This is a genomic window from Streptomyces sp. NPDC005878 (assembly GCF_040629815.1).
In the GTDB taxonomy this organism is placed as follows: Bacteria; Actinomycetota; Actinomycetes; order Streptomycetales; family Streptomycetaceae; genus Streptomyces.
The window spans coordinates 84433-100948 of record NZ_JBEXWK010000015.1 but is presented as its reverse complement, the minus strand read 5'-3'; the positions used below and the strand labels follow the sequence as shown (position 1 = coordinate 100948).

General features: G+C 71.6%; 16 protein-coding genes. 15 read left to right on the top strand and 1 reads right to left on the bottom strand.

The features are described from left to right. Nucleotides 1-172 precede the first annotated feature (172 nt). A complete protein-coding gene (locus tag ABZ404_RS22195) occupies nt 173-2371 on the bottom strand; it encodes an elongation factor G-like protein EF-G2 (RefSeq protein ID WP_358835935.1) in 2199 nt (732 codons plus the stop codon). Nucleotides 2372-2653: 282 nt separating this feature from the next. Between ABZ404_RS22195 and pgsA the strand changes: the two genes are divergently transcribed. From pgsA to ABZ404_RS22120, 15 genes are all read left to right on the top strand, one after another. After that, nucleotides 2654-3307 (top strand): phosphatidylinositol phosphate synthase, encoded by a 654-nt coding sequence (gene pgsA, locus ABZ404_RS22190; RefSeq protein ID WP_358835936.1) that lies wholly within the window; start codon nt 2654-2656, stop codon nt 3305-3307. Continuing rightward, nucleotides 3307-4203, top strand: a complete 897-nt coding sequence (locus tag ABZ404_RS22185) for a phosphatidylinositol mannoside acyltransferase (RefSeq protein ID WP_358835937.1) — start codon at nt 3307-3309, stop codon at nt 4201-4203. The genes pgsA and ABZ404_RS22185 overlap by 1 nt, the downstream gene beginning before the upstream one ends. After that, nucleotides 4200-5360: a glycosyltransferase family 4 protein gene (locus ABZ404_RS22180; RefSeq protein WP_358835938.1), complete on the top strand. Its 1161-nt coding sequence runs from the start codon at nt 4200-4202 to the stop codon at nt 5358-5360. Before ABZ404_RS22185 ends, ABZ404_RS22180 begins: the two co-directional genes overlap by 4 nt. Nucleotides 5361-6010: 650 nt before the next feature. After that, a complete protein-coding gene (locus ABZ404_RS22175) occupies nt 6011-6556 on the top strand; it encodes a hypothetical protein (RefSeq protein ID WP_358837582.1) in 546 nt (181 codons plus the stop codon). Nucleotides 6557-6759: 203 nt separating this feature from the next. Continuing rightward, the gene (gene pdxS, locus ABZ404_RS22170) at nt 6760-7674 is read left to right on the top strand and encodes a pyridoxal 5'-phosphate synthase lyase subunit PdxS (protein WP_358837583.1); all 915 of its coding nucleotides are present in this window, start codon (nt 6760-6762) and stop codon (nt 7672-7674) included. Nucleotides 7675-7693: 19 nt separating this feature from the next. After that, nucleotides 7694-8281, top strand: a complete 588-nt coding sequence (gene pdxT / locus ABZ404_RS22165) for a pyridoxal 5'-phosphate synthase glutaminase subunit PdxT (protein WP_358837584.1) — start codon at nt 7694-7696, stop codon at nt 8279-8281. Nucleotides 8282-8343: 62 nt separating this feature from the next. Beyond that, nucleotides 8344-9096 carry a YebC/PmpR family DNA-binding transcriptional regulator gene (locus tag ABZ404_RS22160; protein ID WP_358837585.1) on the top strand — a complete coding sequence of 251 codons (753 nt, stop codon included), beginning with the start codon at nt 8344-8346 and terminating at the stop codon, nt 9094-9096. A gap of 139 nt (nt 9097-9235) precedes the next feature. Further along, entirely contained in the window at nt 9236-9781 is a 546-nt protein-coding gene (gene ruvC / locus ABZ404_RS22155) for a crossover junction endodeoxyribonuclease RuvC (RefSeq protein WP_358831877.1), read from the top strand. Continuing rightward, entirely contained in the window at nt 9778-10383 is a 606-nt protein-coding gene (gene ruvA / locus ABZ404_RS22150; protein ID WP_358831878.1) for a Holliday junction branch migration protein RuvA, read from the top strand. Before ruvC ends, ruvA begins: the two co-directional genes overlap by 4 nt. Before the next feature lie 70 nt (nt 10384-10453). Continuing rightward, nucleotides 10454-11539: a Holliday junction branch migration DNA helicase RuvB gene (ruvB, locus tag ABZ404_RS22145; protein WP_358831879.1), complete on the top strand. Its 1086-nt coding sequence runs from the start codon at nt 10454-10456 to the stop codon at nt 11537-11539. Nucleotides 11540-11708: 169 nt separating this feature from the next. Then, nucleotides 11709-12188 (top strand): preprotein translocase subunit YajC, encoded by a 480-nt coding sequence (gene yajC / locus ABZ404_RS22140; protein WP_358831880.1) that lies wholly within the window; start codon nt 11709-11711, stop codon nt 12186-12188. A gap of 144 nt (nt 12189-12332) precedes the next feature. After that, a complete protein-coding gene (secD, locus tag ABZ404_RS22135) occupies nt 12333-14132 on the top strand; it encodes a protein translocase subunit SecD (RefSeq protein ID WP_358831881.1) in 1800 nt (599 codons plus the stop codon). 1 nt (nt 14133) lies between these two features. After that, on the top strand, nt 14134-15243 hold the full coding sequence (gene secF, locus ABZ404_RS22130) for a protein translocase subunit SecF (protein WP_358831882.1): 1110 nt from the start codon (nt 14134-14136) through the stop codon (nt 15241-15243). Further along, nucleotides 15240-15782: an adenine phosphoribosyltransferase gene (locus ABZ404_RS22125; RefSeq protein ID WP_358831883.1), complete on the top strand. Its 543-nt coding sequence runs from the start codon at nt 15240-15242 to the stop codon at nt 15780-15782. The genes secF and ABZ404_RS22125 overlap by 4 nt, the downstream gene beginning before the upstream one ends. 182 nt (nt 15783-15964) lie before the next feature. After that, a complete protein-coding gene (locus ABZ404_RS22120; RefSeq protein ID WP_358831884.1) occupies nt 15965-16384 on the top strand; it encodes a hypothetical protein in 420 nt (139 codons plus the stop codon). Nucleotides 16385-16516 lie beyond the last annotated feature (132 nt).

Genomic DNA, 16516 nt, shown 5'->3' with positions numbered 1-16516 from the left:
CGCCGCACATCGTCGCTGTGCGGCCTCTTCCCGACTGCCGTTCCCCGCACACCTGCTGAGCAGGGACCCAGCGTATCGGGGTCCGCGCCCCAGCGACACGGGACGTCGGAATGCCGTCCACCGCAAGGGGGTTGGGCGGACGGCGCTTCCGACGAGCCGTCAGTTTCCGTGTCTAACCGGTCTTTTCCATCGATTCCCGGATCTTCTCCGTCAGTTGCGGCGGCATCGGCTCGTGCCGGGCGTACGCGCGGTCGAACCGGCCGGTGCCGTGCGAGACGGAGCGCAGGTCGATCGCGTACCGCCCGATCTCGATCTCCGGCACCTCGGCCCGTACCAGGGTGCGCCCCGGGCCCGCCTGCTCGGTGCCGACGACGCGGCCCCGGCGCCCGGACAGATCGCTCATGACCGGGCCGACGTAGTCGTCGGGCACCAGGACCTGGAGCTCGGCGACGGGTTCCAGCAGATGGACGCGGGCGCCGGCGGCCGCCTCGCGCAGGGCGAGCGCCCCGGCGGTCTGGAAGGCGGCGTCGGAGGAGTCCACCGAGTGGGCCTTGCCGTCCAGCAGCGTGATCCGTACGTCGACGAGCGGGTAGCCGGCGGCCACGCCCCTGGCCGCCTGGGCGCGTACGCCCTTCTCGACGGACGGGATGAACTGGCGCGGCACGGCCCCGCCCACCACCTTGTCGACGAACTCGATGCCGGAACCGGGCGGCAGCGGCGCTACCTCGATCTCGCAGATCGCGTACTGGCCGTGGCCGCCGGACTGCTTGACGTGGCGCCCGCGCCCGGTGACGGTGTCGCCGAAGGTCTCGCGCAGGGAGACCTTGTGCGGGACGACGTCGACCTGGACGCCGTAGCGGCTGCGCAGCCGCTCCAGGGCCACGTCCCGGTGGGCCTCGCCCAGGCACCACAGGACCAGCTGGTGGGTGTGCGGGTTCTGCTCCAGGCGCATGGTCGGGTCCTCGGCGACGAGCCGGGAGAGCCCCTGCGAGAGCTTGTCCTCGTCGGCCTTGCTGTGGGCCTGGATGGCGAGGGGGAGCAGCGGGTCGGGCATGTCCCAGGGCGCCATGAGCAGCGGGTCGTCCTTGTCCGAGAGGGTGTCCCCGGTCTCGGCGCGGGTCAGCTTGGCCACGCACGCGATGTCCCCCGCGATGCAGGAGGCCAGGGTGCGCTGCTGCTTGCCGAAGGGGGAGGAGAGGGCACCGATCCGCTCGTCGAGATCGTGGTCCTCGTGGCCCCGGTCGGTCATCCCGTGCCCGGAGACATGGACGGTCTCGTCGGGGTGGAGGGTGCCGGAGAAGACCCGGACCAGGCTGACGCGGCCGACGTACGGGTCGGACGAGGTCTTGATCACCTCGGCGACCAGCGGGCCGTCGGGAGCGCAGACCGGGGTGGGGCGCGCGGCGCCCTCCGGGGTGGTGACCTCGGGCGCCGTGCGCTCCAGCGGGGTCGGGAAGCCGCCGGTGATCAGCTCCAGGAGCTCCACGGTGCCGATGCCCTGGCGGGCGCCGCCGGCGGCGGGCGCGGCGGCGAGGACGGGGTGGAAGGTGCCGCGCGCGACCGCCCGCTCCAGGTCGTCGACCAGCGTCTTGACGTCGATCTCCGCGCCACCGAGATAGCGGTCCATGAGGGTCTCGTCCTCGCTCTCGGCGATGATCCCCTCGATCAGCCGGTTGCGGGCCTCCTCGATGAGCGGGAGGTGCTCGGGACCGGGCTCGGCCTCCTTGCGCTCGCCGGAGGCGTAGTCGTACACACGCTGCGAGAGGAGCCCGATCAGGCCGGTGACCGGCGCGTGGCCGTCCGGTCCCTCGGGTCCGTGCAGCGGCAGGTAGAGCGGCAGTACGGCGTCGGGGTCGTCGCCGCCGAAGGCCTCGGCGCACACCCGGGTCATCTCGGTGAAGTCGGCGCGGGCCGCCTCCAGGTGGGTGACCACGATCGCCCGGGGCATGCCCACGGCCGCGCACTCGTCCCACACCATGCGGGTGGCGCCGTCCACGCCGTCCGAGGCGGAGACGACGAAGAGGGCCGCGTCCGCCGCTCGCAGACCGGCCCTGAGTTCTCCGACGAAGTCGGCGTATCCCGGGGTGTCCAGGATATTGATCTTGCAGCCGCCCCATTCCACCGGGACCAGCGAGAGCTGGACCGAGCGCTGCTGCCGGTGTTCGATCTCGTCGTAGTCGGAGACGGTCCCGCCGTCCTCGACCCGGCCCGCGCGGTTGACGGCCCCGGCCGTCAGCGCGAGCGCTTCCACCAATGTCGTCTTCCCGGATCCGCTGTGGCCGACCAGCACCACGTTCCGTACGGATGAGGGGTGGTCGGCCGTAGCTGCCCTGCCGGCGGCTCCGGGATGTGCACTCGCCTTGTCGCCCATGCCGTTCCTCCCGTATGGCTTTTCGTGTCTTGCACGGTGAGGTGGTGAGAGGGCGCGGCCGCGCGGATTCCTCCCCCGGCCCCGGCCAGGGAGAACCCCGGCGAGGGCGGCTTCGCGTGCCCGCGGTCTTTCCAGCGTTCCACTCCCGTCACGGTGCGTCCATACGTCGTACGGGAACGCGGGCGGTGAGGGTGCGCGGCGGTGGAGGTGCGCGGGCCTGGCTACGATGGGCCAGCCGGTGGCCAGCAGGGCCGCGCGGCCACACCGACCGTCGGGAAGGCCATGCTGAACAAGTACGCGCGTGCATTCTTCACGCGTGTCCTCACGCCGTTCGCCGCGTTTCTGCTCCGCCGGGGGGTGAGCCCCGACGCCGTCACCCTGCTGGGCACGGCCGGAGTGATGGCGGGGGCGCTGGTCTTCTTCCCCCGCGGGGAGCTCTTCTGGGGCACGATCGTCATCACCCTGTTCGTCTTCTCCGACCTGGTCGACGGCAACATGGCCCGCCAGGCGGGGATCTCCAGCCGCTGGGGCGCGTTCCTCGACTCCACGCTGGACCGCGTCGCGGACGGGGCGATCTTCGGCGGCTTCGCCCTCTGGTACGCGGGCCGCGGTGACGACAACGTGCTGTGCGCGGTCGCGATCTTCTGCCTGGCCAGCGGCCAGGTCGTCTCGTACACCAAGGCGCGCGGCGAGTCGATCGGGCTGCCGGTCGCCGTCAACGGCCTGATCGAGCGGGCCGAACGCCTGGTCATCTCGCTGGTCGCGGCGGGCCTCGCGGGACTGCACAAATTCGGGGTGCCGGGCATCCAGGTCCTGCTGCCGATCGCGCTGTGGATCGTGGCCGTGGGCAGTCTGGTCACGCTCATCCAGCGGGTGGTGACGGTGCGCCGCGAGGCCGCGGAGGCCGACGCCGCCGCCGCGAGCGAGGCCGCCTGATGCGGGAACGGCTGACGGACACGCTCTACGGACTGGGCTGGGCCACCGTCAAGAAGCTCCCCGAGCCGGTGGCCACGGGCCTGGGCCGGCGGATCGCGGACACGGTGTGGAAGCGGCGCGGCAAGAGCGTGCTGCGGCTGGAGTCCAACCTCGCGCGCGTGGTGCCCGACGCCTCCCCGCAGCGCCTGGCCGAGCTGTCGCGGGCCGGAATGCGCTCCTACATGCGGTACTGGATGGAGTCCTTCCGGCTGCCGGCCTGGAGCAAGGACCGGATGAAGACCGGTTTCGAGCCCCGCGACCTGCACCACCTCACCGACGGCCTCGCCGCCGGGCGGGGCGTGGTCCTGGCGCTGCCGCACATGGGCAACTACGACCTGGCGGGCGCCTGGGTCACCACCAAGCTCCGGACGCCGTTCACCACGGTCGCCGAGCGGCTCAAGCCCGAGACGCTCTACGACCGGTTCGTCGCCTACCGCGAGAGCCTCGGCATGGAGGTCCTGCCGCACACCGGCGGCGCGGCCTTCGGCACGCTGGCCAGGCGGCTGCGGGCGGGCGGCCTGGTCTGCCTGGTCGCGGACCGCGATCTGTCCGCCTCCGGCGTCGAGGTGAAGTTCTTCGGGGAGGCGGCGCGGATGCCCGCAGGGCCCGCGATGCTGGCCCAGCAGACGGGCGCGCTGCTGCTGCCCGTGACGCTCTGGTACGACGGCTCGCCCGTCATGCGGGGCAGGGTGCATCCGCCGATCGACGTGCCCGAGACGGGCACGCGCGCGGAGAAGACCTCCGTGATGACCCAGGCGCTGGCCGACGCCTTCGCCACCGGAATCGCCGAACACCCGGAGGACTGGCACATGCTGCAGCGGCTGTGGCTCGCCGACCTTGAGGAGCGCCGGGCGTGAGGATCGGCATCGTCTGCCCGTACTCCTGGGACGTACCGGGCGGCGTCCAGTTCCACATCAGGGACCTGGCCGAGCATCTGATCCGGCTCGGCCACGAGGTCTCCGTCCTCGCCCCCGCCGACGACGAGACGCCGCTGCCGCCGTACGTGGTCTCGGCGGGCCGGGCGGTCCCGGTCCCGTACAACGGCTCGGTGGCCCGGCTGAACTTCGGGTTCCTGTCCGCGGCCCGGGTGCGGCGGTGGCTGCACGAGGGCACGTTCGACGTCATCCACATCCACGAGCCCGCCTCGCCCTCGCTGGGCCTGCTGAGCTGCTGGGCGGCGCAGGGCCCGATCGTGGCGACCTTCCACACCTCCAACCCGCGCTCGCGGGCGATGATCGCGGCGTACCCCATCCTCCAGCCCGCCCTGGAGAAGATCAGCGCGCGGATCGCGGTGAGCGAGTACGCGCGGCGCACGCTGGTCGAGCACCTCGGCGGCGACGCGGTCGTCATCCCCAACGGCGTGGACGTCGACTTCTTCGCCAAGGCCGAGCCCCGGCCCGAGTGGCAGGGCGACACCCTCGGCTTCATAGGCCGCATCGACGAGCCAAGAAAGGGCCTGCCAGTCCTGATCAGGGCGCTGCCGAGGATCCTCGCGGAACGTCCGCGCACCCGGCTGCTGGTCGCGGGGCGCGGCGACGAGCAGGAGGCGGTGGCGTCCCTGCCGGCGGAACTGCGCTCGCGCGTGGAGTTCCTGGGCATGGTCAGCGACGAGGACAAGGCGCGCTTTCTGAGCAGTGTCGACGTGTACGTGGCGCCCAACACCGGCGGCGAGAGCTTCGGCATCATCCTCGTCGAGGCGCTCTCCGCCGGGGCGGCGGTGCTGGCGAGCGACCTGGACGCGTTCGCGCAGGTCCTGGACCAGGGCAGCGCGGGCGAACTGTTCGCCAACGAGGACGCGGACGCCCTGGCGACCTCGGCCCTGCGCCTCCTGGCCGACCCGGCCCGCCGGGCCGAACTCAGCGCCCGGGGCTCGGCGCATGTGCGGCGCTTCGACTGGTCGACGGTCGGGGCGGACATCCTGGCGGTGTACGAGACGGTGACGGACGGGGCGGCGTCGGTGGCGGCGGACGAACGCCCGGGGTTCATGGCGCGCTTCGGCCTGGCCCGCGACTGACCGAGGGGCCGGGGCCGCATCCCCCGACGGCTACGCCCCCCCGAGCGGGGCCTGCGGCCCCGGCACCCCGCCCTTCGTCTGCGGACCGCGCTGGGGCACCCGCGCAGTTCCCCGCGCCCCTGGGCACCTCGGGGGCGCCGCCTGCGGCCTCCGCACCCCCTCCCCGGGCTCCGCCCCAGGGCTTCTCGTCCGTCTGCGGACCGTGCTGGGGCACCCGCGCAGTTCCCCGCGCCCCTGGGCATCTGGGGTACGGCCCGTGCGTGATCGGCCCCGCACCTGGGGGCGCCCAGGGATACGGGCATCGCGCTCCCGACCCCGCGTGCGCGGGCACCCCCAGGGGCGCGGGGAACTGCGCGGTCAGCCCGGCACGGTCCGCAGACGAACAAGGGGCTCGGGGCGGAGCCCGGGGGCGGGCTTTGCGTCACCAACCCCGCGTGCGCGGGCACCCCCAGGGGCGCGGGGAACTGCGCGACCAGCCCGGCACGGTCCGCAGACGAAGGGCGCGGGGTGCGGGGGCCGCAGGCCCCGTCCGGGGGGACGGGGGCGTAGCCCCGGGAAGCCACCCCAGCCCTGCCCAGCCCTGCCCAGCCCCTCCCACCCCGGTGGGTTCGGGGAAGGGGCCGGGCAGGGGCCCGGTAGCCTTGCCGCCCGTGACCGTAACCCTCATCTGGATCGCCGTGGCCCTCGTGGCCACCGGCCTCTACCTCAGCTGGACCGCCGGTCGCCTCGACCGCCTGCACGCCCGTATCGACGCCGCCCGCGCCGCCCTCGACGCCCAGCTGCTGCGCCGCGCCTCGGTCACCCAGGAACTGGCCACCTCCGGCGTCCTGGACCCGGCAGCCTCCATCGTGCTGTACGAGGCCGCCCACGCGGCCCGCCAGGCCGAGGAGGAGCAGCGGGAGGTCGCCGAGAGCGAGCTGAGCCAGGCGCTGCGGGCCGTCTTCGGCGAGCCCGCCCAGGTCGACGCGGTCCGCGAGGCCCCCGGCGGGGTGGAGGCGGCGGAGGAGCTGGCCCAGGCCGTACGCCGCGTCCCCATGGCCCGCCGCTTCCACAACGACGCCGTACGCGCCGCCCGCGCCCTGCGCAGGCACCGCAAGGTCCGCTGGTTCCGGCTGGCCGGCCACGCCCCGTTCCCGCTGGCGTTCGAGATGGACGACGAGCCCCCGGCCGCGCTCGCGGACCGCCCGGGCTCGTAGCCGTACCCGGGACACCGTGGCCGCGAGCGCGACTGCGGCCCGGCACCGACCGCGGCCCGGCACCGACCGCGACCGGCCCGCGCCCCTCCCCCCACCAGGCCAAAACGATCCACCGCCTCCCCATTGGCCCTTGCAGTGGACTGGTCCGGCGGGCGACCCTCTGGGGCAGTAGGAAACCCCCTTCTCCACCCCAGCGAGGTCCCGTGTCCAGCACCCTCCCCACCACCGCCCAGAACCCCGAGACCGGCACCGCGCGCGTGAAGCGCGGCATGGCCGAGCAGCTCAAGGGCGGTGTGATCATGGACGTGGTCAACGCCGAGCAGGCGAAGATCGCCGAGGACGCGGGCGCCGTGGCTGTCATGGCCCTGGAGCGGGTCCCGGCCGACATCCGCAAGGACGGCGGCGTCGCCCGGATGTCCGACCCCAACATGATCGAGGAGATCATCGAGGCGGTCTCCATCCCGGTCATGGCCAAGTCGCGCATCGGCCACTTCGTCGAGGCCCAGGTCCTGCAGTCCCTCGGCGTCGACTACATCGACGAGTCCGAGGTCCTCACCCCGGCCGACGAGGTCAACCACTCCGACAAGTGGGCCTTCACCACCCCCTTCGTCTGTGGCGCCACCAACCTGGGCGAGGCCCTGCGCCGTATCGCCGAGGGCGCGGCCATGATCCGCTCCAAGGGCGAGGCCGGCACCGGCAACGTCGTCGAGGCCGTCCGCCACCTGCGCCAGATCAAGAACGAGATCGCCCGCCTGCGCGGCTTCGACAACAACGAGCTGTTCGCCGCCGCCAAGGACCTGCGCGCCCCGTACGAGCTGGTCAAGGAGGTCGCCGAGCTCGGCAAGCTCCCGGTCGTGCTGTTCTCCGCCGGTGGCGTCGCCACCCCGGCCGACGCCGCGCTGATGCGCCAGCTGGGCGCCGAGGGCGTCTTCGTCGGCTCCGGCATCTTCAAGTCGGGCGACCCGGCCAAGCGCGCCGCCGCCATCGTGAAGGCCACCACCTTCTACGACGACCCGAAGATCATCGCGGACGCCTCCCGCAACCTGGGCGAGGCCATGGTCGGCATCAACTGCGACACCCTCCCCGAGGCCGAGCGCTACGCCAACCGCGGCTGGTAAGGCACAGGTACCGAAGGACATGAGCAACACACCCGTCATTGGCGTCCTGGCCCTCCAGGGCGACGTACGGGAGCACCTGATCGCCCTGGCCTCGGCGGACGCCGTGGCCAGGCCGGTCCGGCGCCCCGAGGAGCTCGCCGAGGTGGACGGCCTCGTCATCCCCGGCGGCGAGTCCACCACCATCTCCAAGCTCGCGGTCCTGTTCGGACTGATGGAGCCGCTGCGCGCGCGCGTGGCCGACGGCATGCCCGTCTACGGCACCTGCGCCGGCCTGATCATGCTCGCCGACAAGATCCTCGACCCGCGCTCGGGCCAGGAGACGATCGGCGGCATCGACATGATCGTGCGCCGCAACGCCTTCGGGCGGCAGAACGAGTCCTTCGAGGCCACCGTCGAGGTCACCGGAGTCGGCCCCGTCGAGGGCGTCTTCATCCGGGCACCCTGGGTGGAGTCGGTGGGCGCGCGGGCCGAGGTCCTCGCCGAGCACGGCGGCCATATCGTCGCGGTCCGCCAGGGCAGCGCCCTCGCCACGTCGTTCCACCCCGAACTCACCGGCGACCACCGGATGCACGCCCTCTTCGTGGACATGGTGCGCGCCGCCCGGTGACCGGCTCCCGGTAGGATCTCTGGCGAACGACGCAGAATTGGTTACGCGAAGGAGACAGGCAGATGTCCGGCCACTCTAAATGGGCTACGACGAAGCACAAGAAGGCCGTGATCGACGCCAAGCGCGGCAAACTCTTCGCGAAGCTGATCAAGAACATCGAGGTCGCGGCCCGCACCGGGGGCGCCGACATCGACGGCAACCCGACCCTCTTCGACGCCGTGCAGAAGGCGAAGAAGCAGTCGGTGCCCAACAAGAACATCGACTCCGCGCTCAAGCGCGGCGCCGGTCTCGAGGCGGGCGGCGCCGACTACGAGACGATCATGTACGAGGGCTACGGTCCCAACGGTGTCGCGGTGCTCATCGAGTGCCTCACCGACAACCGCAACCGGGCCGCCTCCGACGTGCGCGTCGCCATGACCCGCAACGGCGGCTCGATGGCCGACCCGGGCTCCGTGTCGTACCTCTTCAACCGCAAGGGCGTCGTCGTCCTGCCCAAGGGCGAGCTCACCGAGGACGACGTCCTGGGCGCCGTCCTGGACGCGGGCGCCGAGGAGGTCAACGACCTCGGCGACTCCTTCGAGATCATCTCCGAGGCCACCGACCTGGTCGCGGTGCGCACCGCGCTCCAGGAGAACGGCATCGACTACGACTCGGCCGAGGCCAACTTCGTCCCGACCATGCAGGTCGAGCTGGACGAGGAGGGCGCGCGCAAGATCTTCAAGCTGATCGACGCGCTGGAGGACAGCGACGACGTGCAGAACGTCTTCGCCAACTTCGACGTCTCCGACGAGGTCATGGAGAAGGTCGACGCGTGACGCCGTAGTACGCGGGCGATTTCCGTAGCGCGCGGGCGTTTTCCGGCGGGCCGGTGGGACACATCCCACCGGCCCGCCGCCGTTGTCAGTGGCAGCGGATAGCCTGGCAGCAAGTCAAAGATCACCGAGGGGAGGGCGCGTGCGGGTACTGGGCGTGGACCCGGGGCTGACCCGGTGCGGCGTCGGTGTCGTCGAGGGCGTGGCGGGCCGCCCGCTGGCGATGCTCGGCGTCGGGGTGGTCCGCACGCCCGCCGACGCGGAGCTCGGCCACCGCCTGGTCGCCATCGAGCAGGGCATCGAGCGGTGGCTGGATGAGCACCGGCCCGAATTCGTCGCCGTGGAGCGGGTGTTCAGCCAGCACAACGTCCGGACGGTGATGGGCACCGCCCAGGCCAGCGCCGTCGCCATGCTCTGCGCCTCCCGGCGCGGCATCCCCGTCGCCCTGCACACCCCCAGCGAGGTCAAGGCCGCCGTCACCGGCAGCGGCCGGGCCGACAAGGCCCAGGTCGGGGCGATGGTGACCCGCCTGTTGAGGCTGGACTCCCCGCCCAAGCCGGCCGACGCGGCGGACGCGCTGGCCCTCGCCATCTGCCACATCTGGCGCGCCCCCGCCGTCAACCGCCTGCAACAGGCGCACGAGCAGGCCCGCCGTGCCCACCTCTCCGTAAAGAAGGTCCCGCGATGATCGCCTTCGTCAGCGGCCCGGTCGCCGCCCTCGCCCCCGACGCCGCGGTGGTCGAGGTCGGCGGCGTCGGCATGGCCCTGCAGTGCACGCCCAACACCCTGGCCACCCTGCGCGTCGGCCAACAGGCCAAGCTCGCCACGTCGTTGGTCGTCCGCGAGGACTCACTGACGCTGTACGGCTTCGCGGACGACGACGAGAAGCAGGTCTTCGAGCTGCTCCAGACCGCCAACGGAGTGGGCCCCCGCCTCGCCCAGGCGGTCCTGTCGGTGCACACCCCGGACGCGCTGCGCCGGGCCTTCGCCTCCGGCGACGAGAAGGCGCTGACCGCCGTGCCCGGCATCGGCAAGAAAGGCGCCCAGAAGCTCCTCATCGAGCTGAAGGACCGGCTCGGCGCGCCCGTCGGCAGTGCCCCGGCCGTCGGCGCCCCCGTCACGGCGGGCTGGCGCGACCAGCTGCACGCCGCCCTGATCGGCCTCGGGTACGCCACCCGCGAGGCCGACGAGGCGGTCTCCGCCGTCGCCCCCCAGGCGGAGGCAGCCGGGCCGCCGAACATCGGGGCGCTCCTGAAGGCCGCGCTCCAGACCCTCAACCGCGCGCGCTGACCGGCCCGGCCCGGCCCGTCCGACCCCCACCCTGCCCGACGCCTCCCGACCCGACGAGAGAACCGCACTGATGAACTGGGACGACACCGGATCCGAAGCCGACACCACCGACCCGAGGCTGGTCGACTCGGTGGCCGACGGCGAGGACCAGGCCGTCGAGGCCGCCCTGCGCCCCAAGGACCTGGAGGAGTTCGTCGGCCAGGAGAAGGTCCGCGAACAGCTCGACCTGGTGCTGCGGGCCGCCCGAGCGCGCGGCGCCACCGCCGACCACGTGCTGCTCTCCGGCGCCCCCGGCCTCGGCAAGACCACCCTCTCGATGATCATCGCGGCCGAGATGGGCGCCCCCATCCGCATCACCAGCGGCCCGGCCATCCAGCACGCGGGCGACCTCGCCGCGATCCTCTCCTCCCTCCAGGAGGGCGAGGTCCTCTTCCTCGACGAGATCCACCGGATGTCCCGGCCCGCCGAGGAGATGCTCTACATGGCGATGGAGGACTTCCGCGTCGACGTGATCGTCGGCAAGGGCCCCGGCGCCACCGCCATCCCGCTGGAGCTGCCCCCCTTCACCCTGGTCGGCGCCACCACCCGCGCGGGACTGCTGCCGCCCCCGCTGCGCGACCGCTTCGGCTTCACCGGGCACATGGAGTTCTACGAGCCGGCCGAGCTGGAGCGCGTGATCCACCGCTCGGCCCGGCTGCTCGACGTGGAGATCGACCCGGCGGGCGCGGCCGAGATCGCCGGCCGCTCGCGCGGCACGCCCCGTATCGCCAACCGCCTGCTGCGCCGCGTCAGGGACTACGCGCAGGTCAAGGCCGACGGCGTGATCACCCGCGAGATCGCCGCGGCGGCCCTGGGGGTGTACGAGGTGGACGGCCGCGGCCTTGACCGCCTCGACCGGGCGGTGCTCCAGGCCCTGCTGAAACTGTTCGGCGGCGGCCCGGTCGGCCTGTCCACGCTGGCGGTCGCGGTGGGGGAGGAGCGCGAGACCGTCGAGGAGGTGGCCGAGCCCTTCCTCGTACGGGAAGGGCTGCTGGCGCGCACCCCGCGCGGGCGCGTGGCCACCCCCGCGGCCTGGGCCCACCTGGGCCTGGTGCCACCCCAGCAGGGCCAGGGGGGCGGCACGGGAAGCGGACAACAGGGGCTCTTCGGGCCGTGACGGCGCGGGTGGGTGCACGGGGAGGAACCCGGGTGGGATGCTGGGCGTTGTTCCAGCTGTGCGGACTCGCTTAGACTCCGCCGATGCCGCCCTCGTATTTGCCGGTCGGCATACCCACCCCCAGATCAGGCCGCACTCCTTGCGCGGTCGTGCGAAGGAAGTTCGTCCCGTGAATCCCGTGACCCTTCTCCCCTTCATCATCCTCATCGGGGCCATGTTCCTCATGACCCGCTCCGCGAAGAGGAAGCAGCAGCAGGCCGCCGCCATGCGGAACGACATCCAGCCCGGCACCGGCGTCCGCACCATCGGTGGCATGTACGCCACCGTGAAGGAGATCGGCGACGACACGGTCCATCTGGAGGTGGCGCCGGGCGTCCACGCCGTCTACGCGAAGAACGCGATCGGCGCGGTCCTCTCCGACGAGGAGTACAACCGCATCGTGCACGGCGAGACGGAAGAGGTCTCCGACCTCCCGGCCGTGCCCGACGACGCCTCGTCGCTGACCGGGACCGCCGAGCACCCGGCCGCCGAGGCCGACGCGGCCGAGGCCGCCCCGGCGGACAAGATCGACCTGGGCAAGAAGGACGAGGCGGACGACGCCGCCGCGCCCAAGGACGGCAAGGCAGACGGCGGGTCGGACGCGAAGTAGCCGCTCTCGGTGACCGGCGGGCGCCCTCGCGCGCCCGCCGGTCCCGCCGAGGGTGACGACTTCCACGGGGGACGTCCCCACAACACTTCGTGGCCGCCCGGGCGCACACCCGGCGCGGGCGGTTGGACAGGGAGAAACGACAAGGTGGCAGCACCGAAGAAGGGCCGAAGGCCGGCGGGGGCCCAGGGCAGGCCGGGGCGCACCCTGGTCCTGTTCCTGATCGCCATGGTGGCCCTCGCGGGCGGCATGTTCGCCTCCGGGCACAACACGCCCCGCCTGGGCATCGACCTCGCCGGCGGTACGAGCATCACGCTCAAGGCGAAGGCCGAGCCCGGCCAGGAAAAGGCGATCAACAAGAAAAACATGGACACCGCGGTCTCGATCATGAACCGCCGTGTCAACGGTCTGGGTGTCTCCGAGGCCGAGGTCCAGACCCAGGGCGATCGCAACATCATCGTCAACATCCCCAAGGGGACGAACTCGGAGCAGGCCCGTCAGCAGGTCGGCACCACCGCCAAGCTGTACTTCCGGCCCGTCCTGACGGTCGCCGCCGGCACCCCCGCCAAGCCCCAGCCCAGCGGCTCGCCGAGCCCCTCGGCCAGCAAGGGCGCGGACAAGGCCGACAAGAACGCCGACAAGAACGGCGACAAGAACAAGCCGTCCTCGACGCCGTCGGCCAAGCCGAGCGCGAAGTCGACGCCGCAGGGCCGCGCCCTCACCGACGCCCTCAAGGCGGACGGCAAGCCCTCCCCGAAGATCACGCCGGGCATCCCGTCGACCCCTCCCAAGCCGGGTACGACGCCGGGTGCGACCCCGCCCGTGCCGCCCACGGGCGACGCGGCGGCCGTGGCCAAGCTCCAGAAGCAGTTCGAGGCACTCGACTGCTCCACCAAGGAGTCGCGTGCCAAGGCAACCACCGGTACCAAGCCTGGTGACACGATCGTGTCGTGCAGTCAGGAGGGTGACGCCAAGTACATCCTTGGCCCGGCCGAGGTCGACGGCACCGACGTCAAGAAGGCCAAGGCGGTCATTGAGCAGCAGACCGGCCAGTGGATCGTGCAGATGGACTTCACCGGTGGCGGCTCCAAGAAGTTCCAGAAGATCACCGGCAGGCTCTCGAAGCAGCAGTCCCCGCAGAACCAGTTCGCCATCGTTCTCGATGGCCAGACCGTCTCAGCCCCGTCTGTTCGGGTCGTCCTGAGCGGCAGCGCCGAGATCTCCGGCAGCTTCAACCAGCGCTCCGCCAACGACCTGGCGAACGTGCTCTCCTACGGCGCCCTGCCGCTCTCCTTCGAGGAGCAGAGCGTCACCACCGTCACCGCCGCGCTCGGCGCCGACCAGCTGCACGCCGGTCTGATCGCCGGCGCCATCGGCCTGGCGCTGGTCATCATCTACCTGGTGCTCTACTACCGGGGTCTGGCGCTGGTCGCGATCCTGAGCCTCGTGGTCTCCGCGGTGCTCACGTACGTGATCATGGCGCTGCTCGGTCCGGCCATCAACTTCGCGCTGAACCTGCCCGCGGTCTGCGGCGCCATCGTCGCCATCGGCATCACGGCGGACTCGTTCATCGTGTACTTCGAACGGATCCGGGACGAGATCCGCGAGGGCCGGACCCTGCGCCCGGCCGTCGAGCGGGCCTGGCCCCGCGCCCGGCGCACGATCATGGTCTCCGACTTCGTGTCGTTCCTCGCCGCCGCGGTGCTCTTCATCGTGACCGTCGGCAAGGTCCAGGGCTTCGCGTTCACGCTGGGCCTGACCACCCTGCTCGACATCGTCGTGGTGTTCCTCTTCACCAAGCCGGTGATGACGCTCCTCGCGCGCAAGCAGTTCTTCGCCGGCGGCCACCCGTGGTCCGGTCTGGATCCGCAGCGTCTGGGCGCCAGGCCGCCACTGCGCCGCTCCCGCCGCACCCCCGCCGCCCCCACCGACCCGAAGGAGGCGTGAGATGTCGCGACTCGGTCATCTCGGCGCCCGGCTCTACCGCGGTGAGGTCGGCTACGACTTCGTCGGCAAGCGGAAGATCTGGTACGGCATCTCGATCCTGATCACCATCACGGCCATCCTGGGCCTGGCGGTGCGGGGTCTGACGATGGGTATCGAGTTCGAGGGCGGCGCGGTCTTCACCACCCCGAAGACCTCCGCCTCGGTCGCCCAGGCGGAGGAGGTCGCGGAGCGCGCCTCCGGCCACGACGCGATCGTGCAGAAGCTCGGCAACAAGGGCCTGCGCATCCAGATCAGCGGTATCGACACCGCGAAGTCGGACACGATCAAGAACCAGCTCTCCAAGGAGCTCAAGGTCCCCGCCGAGGACATCAACGCCGACCTCGTCGGTCCCAGCTGGGGCGACCAGATCGCCAACAAGGCGTGGACCGGTCTGATCGTGTTCATGATCCTCGTGGTGATCTATCTGGCGATCGCCTTCGAGTGGCGCATGGCGCTCGCGGCCCTGGTCGCGCTGATCCACGACATCACGATCACCGTCGGTATCTACGCGCTGGTCGGCTTCGAGGTCACGCCGGGCACCGTGATCGGTCTGCTCACCATCCTCGGTTACTCGCTCTACGACACCGTCGTCGTCTTCGACGGTCTCAAGGAGGGCCAGCGGGGCATCACCAAGCAGACCAGGCTCACCTACAGCGAGATGGCCAACAAGAGCCTCAACGGCACCCTGGTGCGTTCCATCAACACCACGGTCGTCGCGCTGCTCCCGGTGGCGGGCCTGCTGTTCATCGGTGGCGGCGTCCTCGGCGCCGGCATGCTGAACGACATCTCGCTGTCGCTCTTCGTCGGCCTCGCGGCCGGCGCGTACTCGTCGATCTTCATCGCCACCCCGCTGGTCGCGGACCTCAAGGAGCGCGACCCGCAGATGAAGGCCCTCAAGAAGCGGGTGCTCGCCAAGCGGGCCGCCGCCGCGGCCAAGGGCGAGACCGCCGACGAGCCCCGTGACGCCGAGCCGCACGACGGCGAGGACGCGCAGGACGCGACCGCGACCGCCGGCGCGGTCGTCGGCCAGCGCCGCCAGCCCTCCCGCAACAACCGGGGGAAGCGCCGATGACGGTCTCCACCCAGGAGCTGCTGCTCAGCCGCATCCGTGACGTACCGGACTACCCGAAGCCGGGCGTGCTGTTCAAGGACATCACGCCGCTGCTCGCGGACCCGGCCGCGTTCACGGCCCTGACCGACGCCCTCGCCGAGCTGTGCGTACGCCACGGCGCGACGAAGATCGTCGGCCTGGAGGCGCGCGGCTTCATCCTGGCGGCCCCGGTCGCGGTCCGCGCCGGGATCGGCTTCATCCCCGTACGCAAGGCGGGCAAGCTCCCCGGAGCCACGCTCTCCCAGCGTTACGAGCTGGAGTACGGCACGGCGGAGATCGAGGTGCACGCCGAAGACCTGGCCGCGGGGGACCGCGTCATGGTCATCGACGACGTCCTGGCGACCGGTGGCACGGCCGAGGCCTCACTGGAGCTCATCCGGCGGGCCGGGGCCGAGGTGGCCGGAGTGGCCGTCCTGATGGAGCTCGGCTTCCTGGCCGGGCGCGAGCGGCTGGAACCCGCCTTGCGCGGGGCCCCGCTGGAGGCTCTCATCACGCTCTGACAACCTCACAGAAACACGGCGATGGGTGCCCCGGGGATTCTCCCCGGGGCACCCATCGCATTCTCGTCATACCCATGCCGTAAGAGGATCCAGGAATGGCTCTAAAGCATTTGTTTGATGGAGCGCTCGCTTGATTGGATCTTCTTGGTGTCACTGACCAGACACCTCAACAGGAGGTATTCATGTCGATCTCACGCACGCTTGCCACGTGGGCTGTCTCACTTCTCTCACTCGGTGCCGTGGCTGTCGGCGCTGCGCCGGCCGGCGCGAGCCCTGCCGTATCGGAGACGGCCTCAAGCCCCGTAGCCGCCGCAGCCTGCACCGGCTGGAAGAACGCGGGCAGTGTGCCCCTCAAGTGGACGTCGATCAGTGACGGCTGCGGCCACTTCGGCGCCCGGGGCATGAAGATGGGCTACGGGTGGACGGTGACCAAGGGCGGCAGCGTCTGCGTAAAGGTCAAGGGCTTCAACGCTCAGGGCCAGAAGACTTGGTACGACGCCGGTTGCGGCAAGAGTGGCTCGCTCAAGGTGTCGTGGGGAAACGTTGCAGGCGAGAAGGAGATCATGTTCAAGGGCGGCCCCTCCCTCGTTCGCTGGAACTGAGGTATGGCTTGGGCCGCTGAGGTTCTGATCACCGCCTGACCCGGGAGGGCCTGGGCAGATACAAGGGGCAACGAACGCCAGGAGGCGGGCGCCGGGGGAATCCGGGGCCCGCCTTCCGCGTTGACGCCGATG

Coding starts and splice junctions, on each gene's coding strand:
- ABZ404_RS22195 (WP_358835935.1), bottom strand. CDS start 2,371: ATGGGCGACAAGGCGAGTGCACATCCCGGAGCCGCCGGCAGGGCAGCT.
- pgsA (WP_358835936.1), top strand. CDS start 2,654: ATGCTGAACAAGTACGCGCGTGCATTCTTCACGCGTGTCCTCACGCCG.
- ABZ404_RS22185 (WP_358835937.1), top strand. CDS start 3,307: ATGCGGGAACGGCTGACGGACACGCTCTACGGACTGGGCTGGGCCACC.
- pdxT (WP_358837584.1), top strand. CDS start 7,694: ATGAGCAACACACCCGTCATTGGCGTCCTGGCCCTCCAGGGCGACGTA.
- ABZ404_RS22160 (WP_358837585.1), top strand. CDS start 8,344: ATGTCCGGCCACTCTAAATGGGCTACGACGAAGCACAAGAAGGCCGTG.
- ruvA (WP_358831878.1), top strand. CDS start 9,778: ATGATCGCCTTCGTCAGCGGCCCGGTCGCCGCCCTCGCCCCCGACGCC.
- ruvB (WP_358831879.1), top strand. CDS start 10,454: ATGAACTGGGACGACACCGGATCCGAAGCCGACACCACCGACCCGAGG.
- secF (WP_358831882.1), top strand. CDS start 14,134: ATGTCGCGACTCGGTCATCTCGGCGCCCGGCTCTACCGCGGTGAGGTC.
- ABZ404_RS22125 (WP_358831883.1), top strand. CDS start 15,240: ATGACGGTCTCCACCCAGGAGCTGCTGCTCAGCCGCATCCGTGACGTA.
- ABZ404_RS22120 (WP_358831884.1), top strand. CDS start 15,965: ATGTCGATCTCACGCACGCTTGCCACGTGGGCTGTCTCACTTCTCTCA.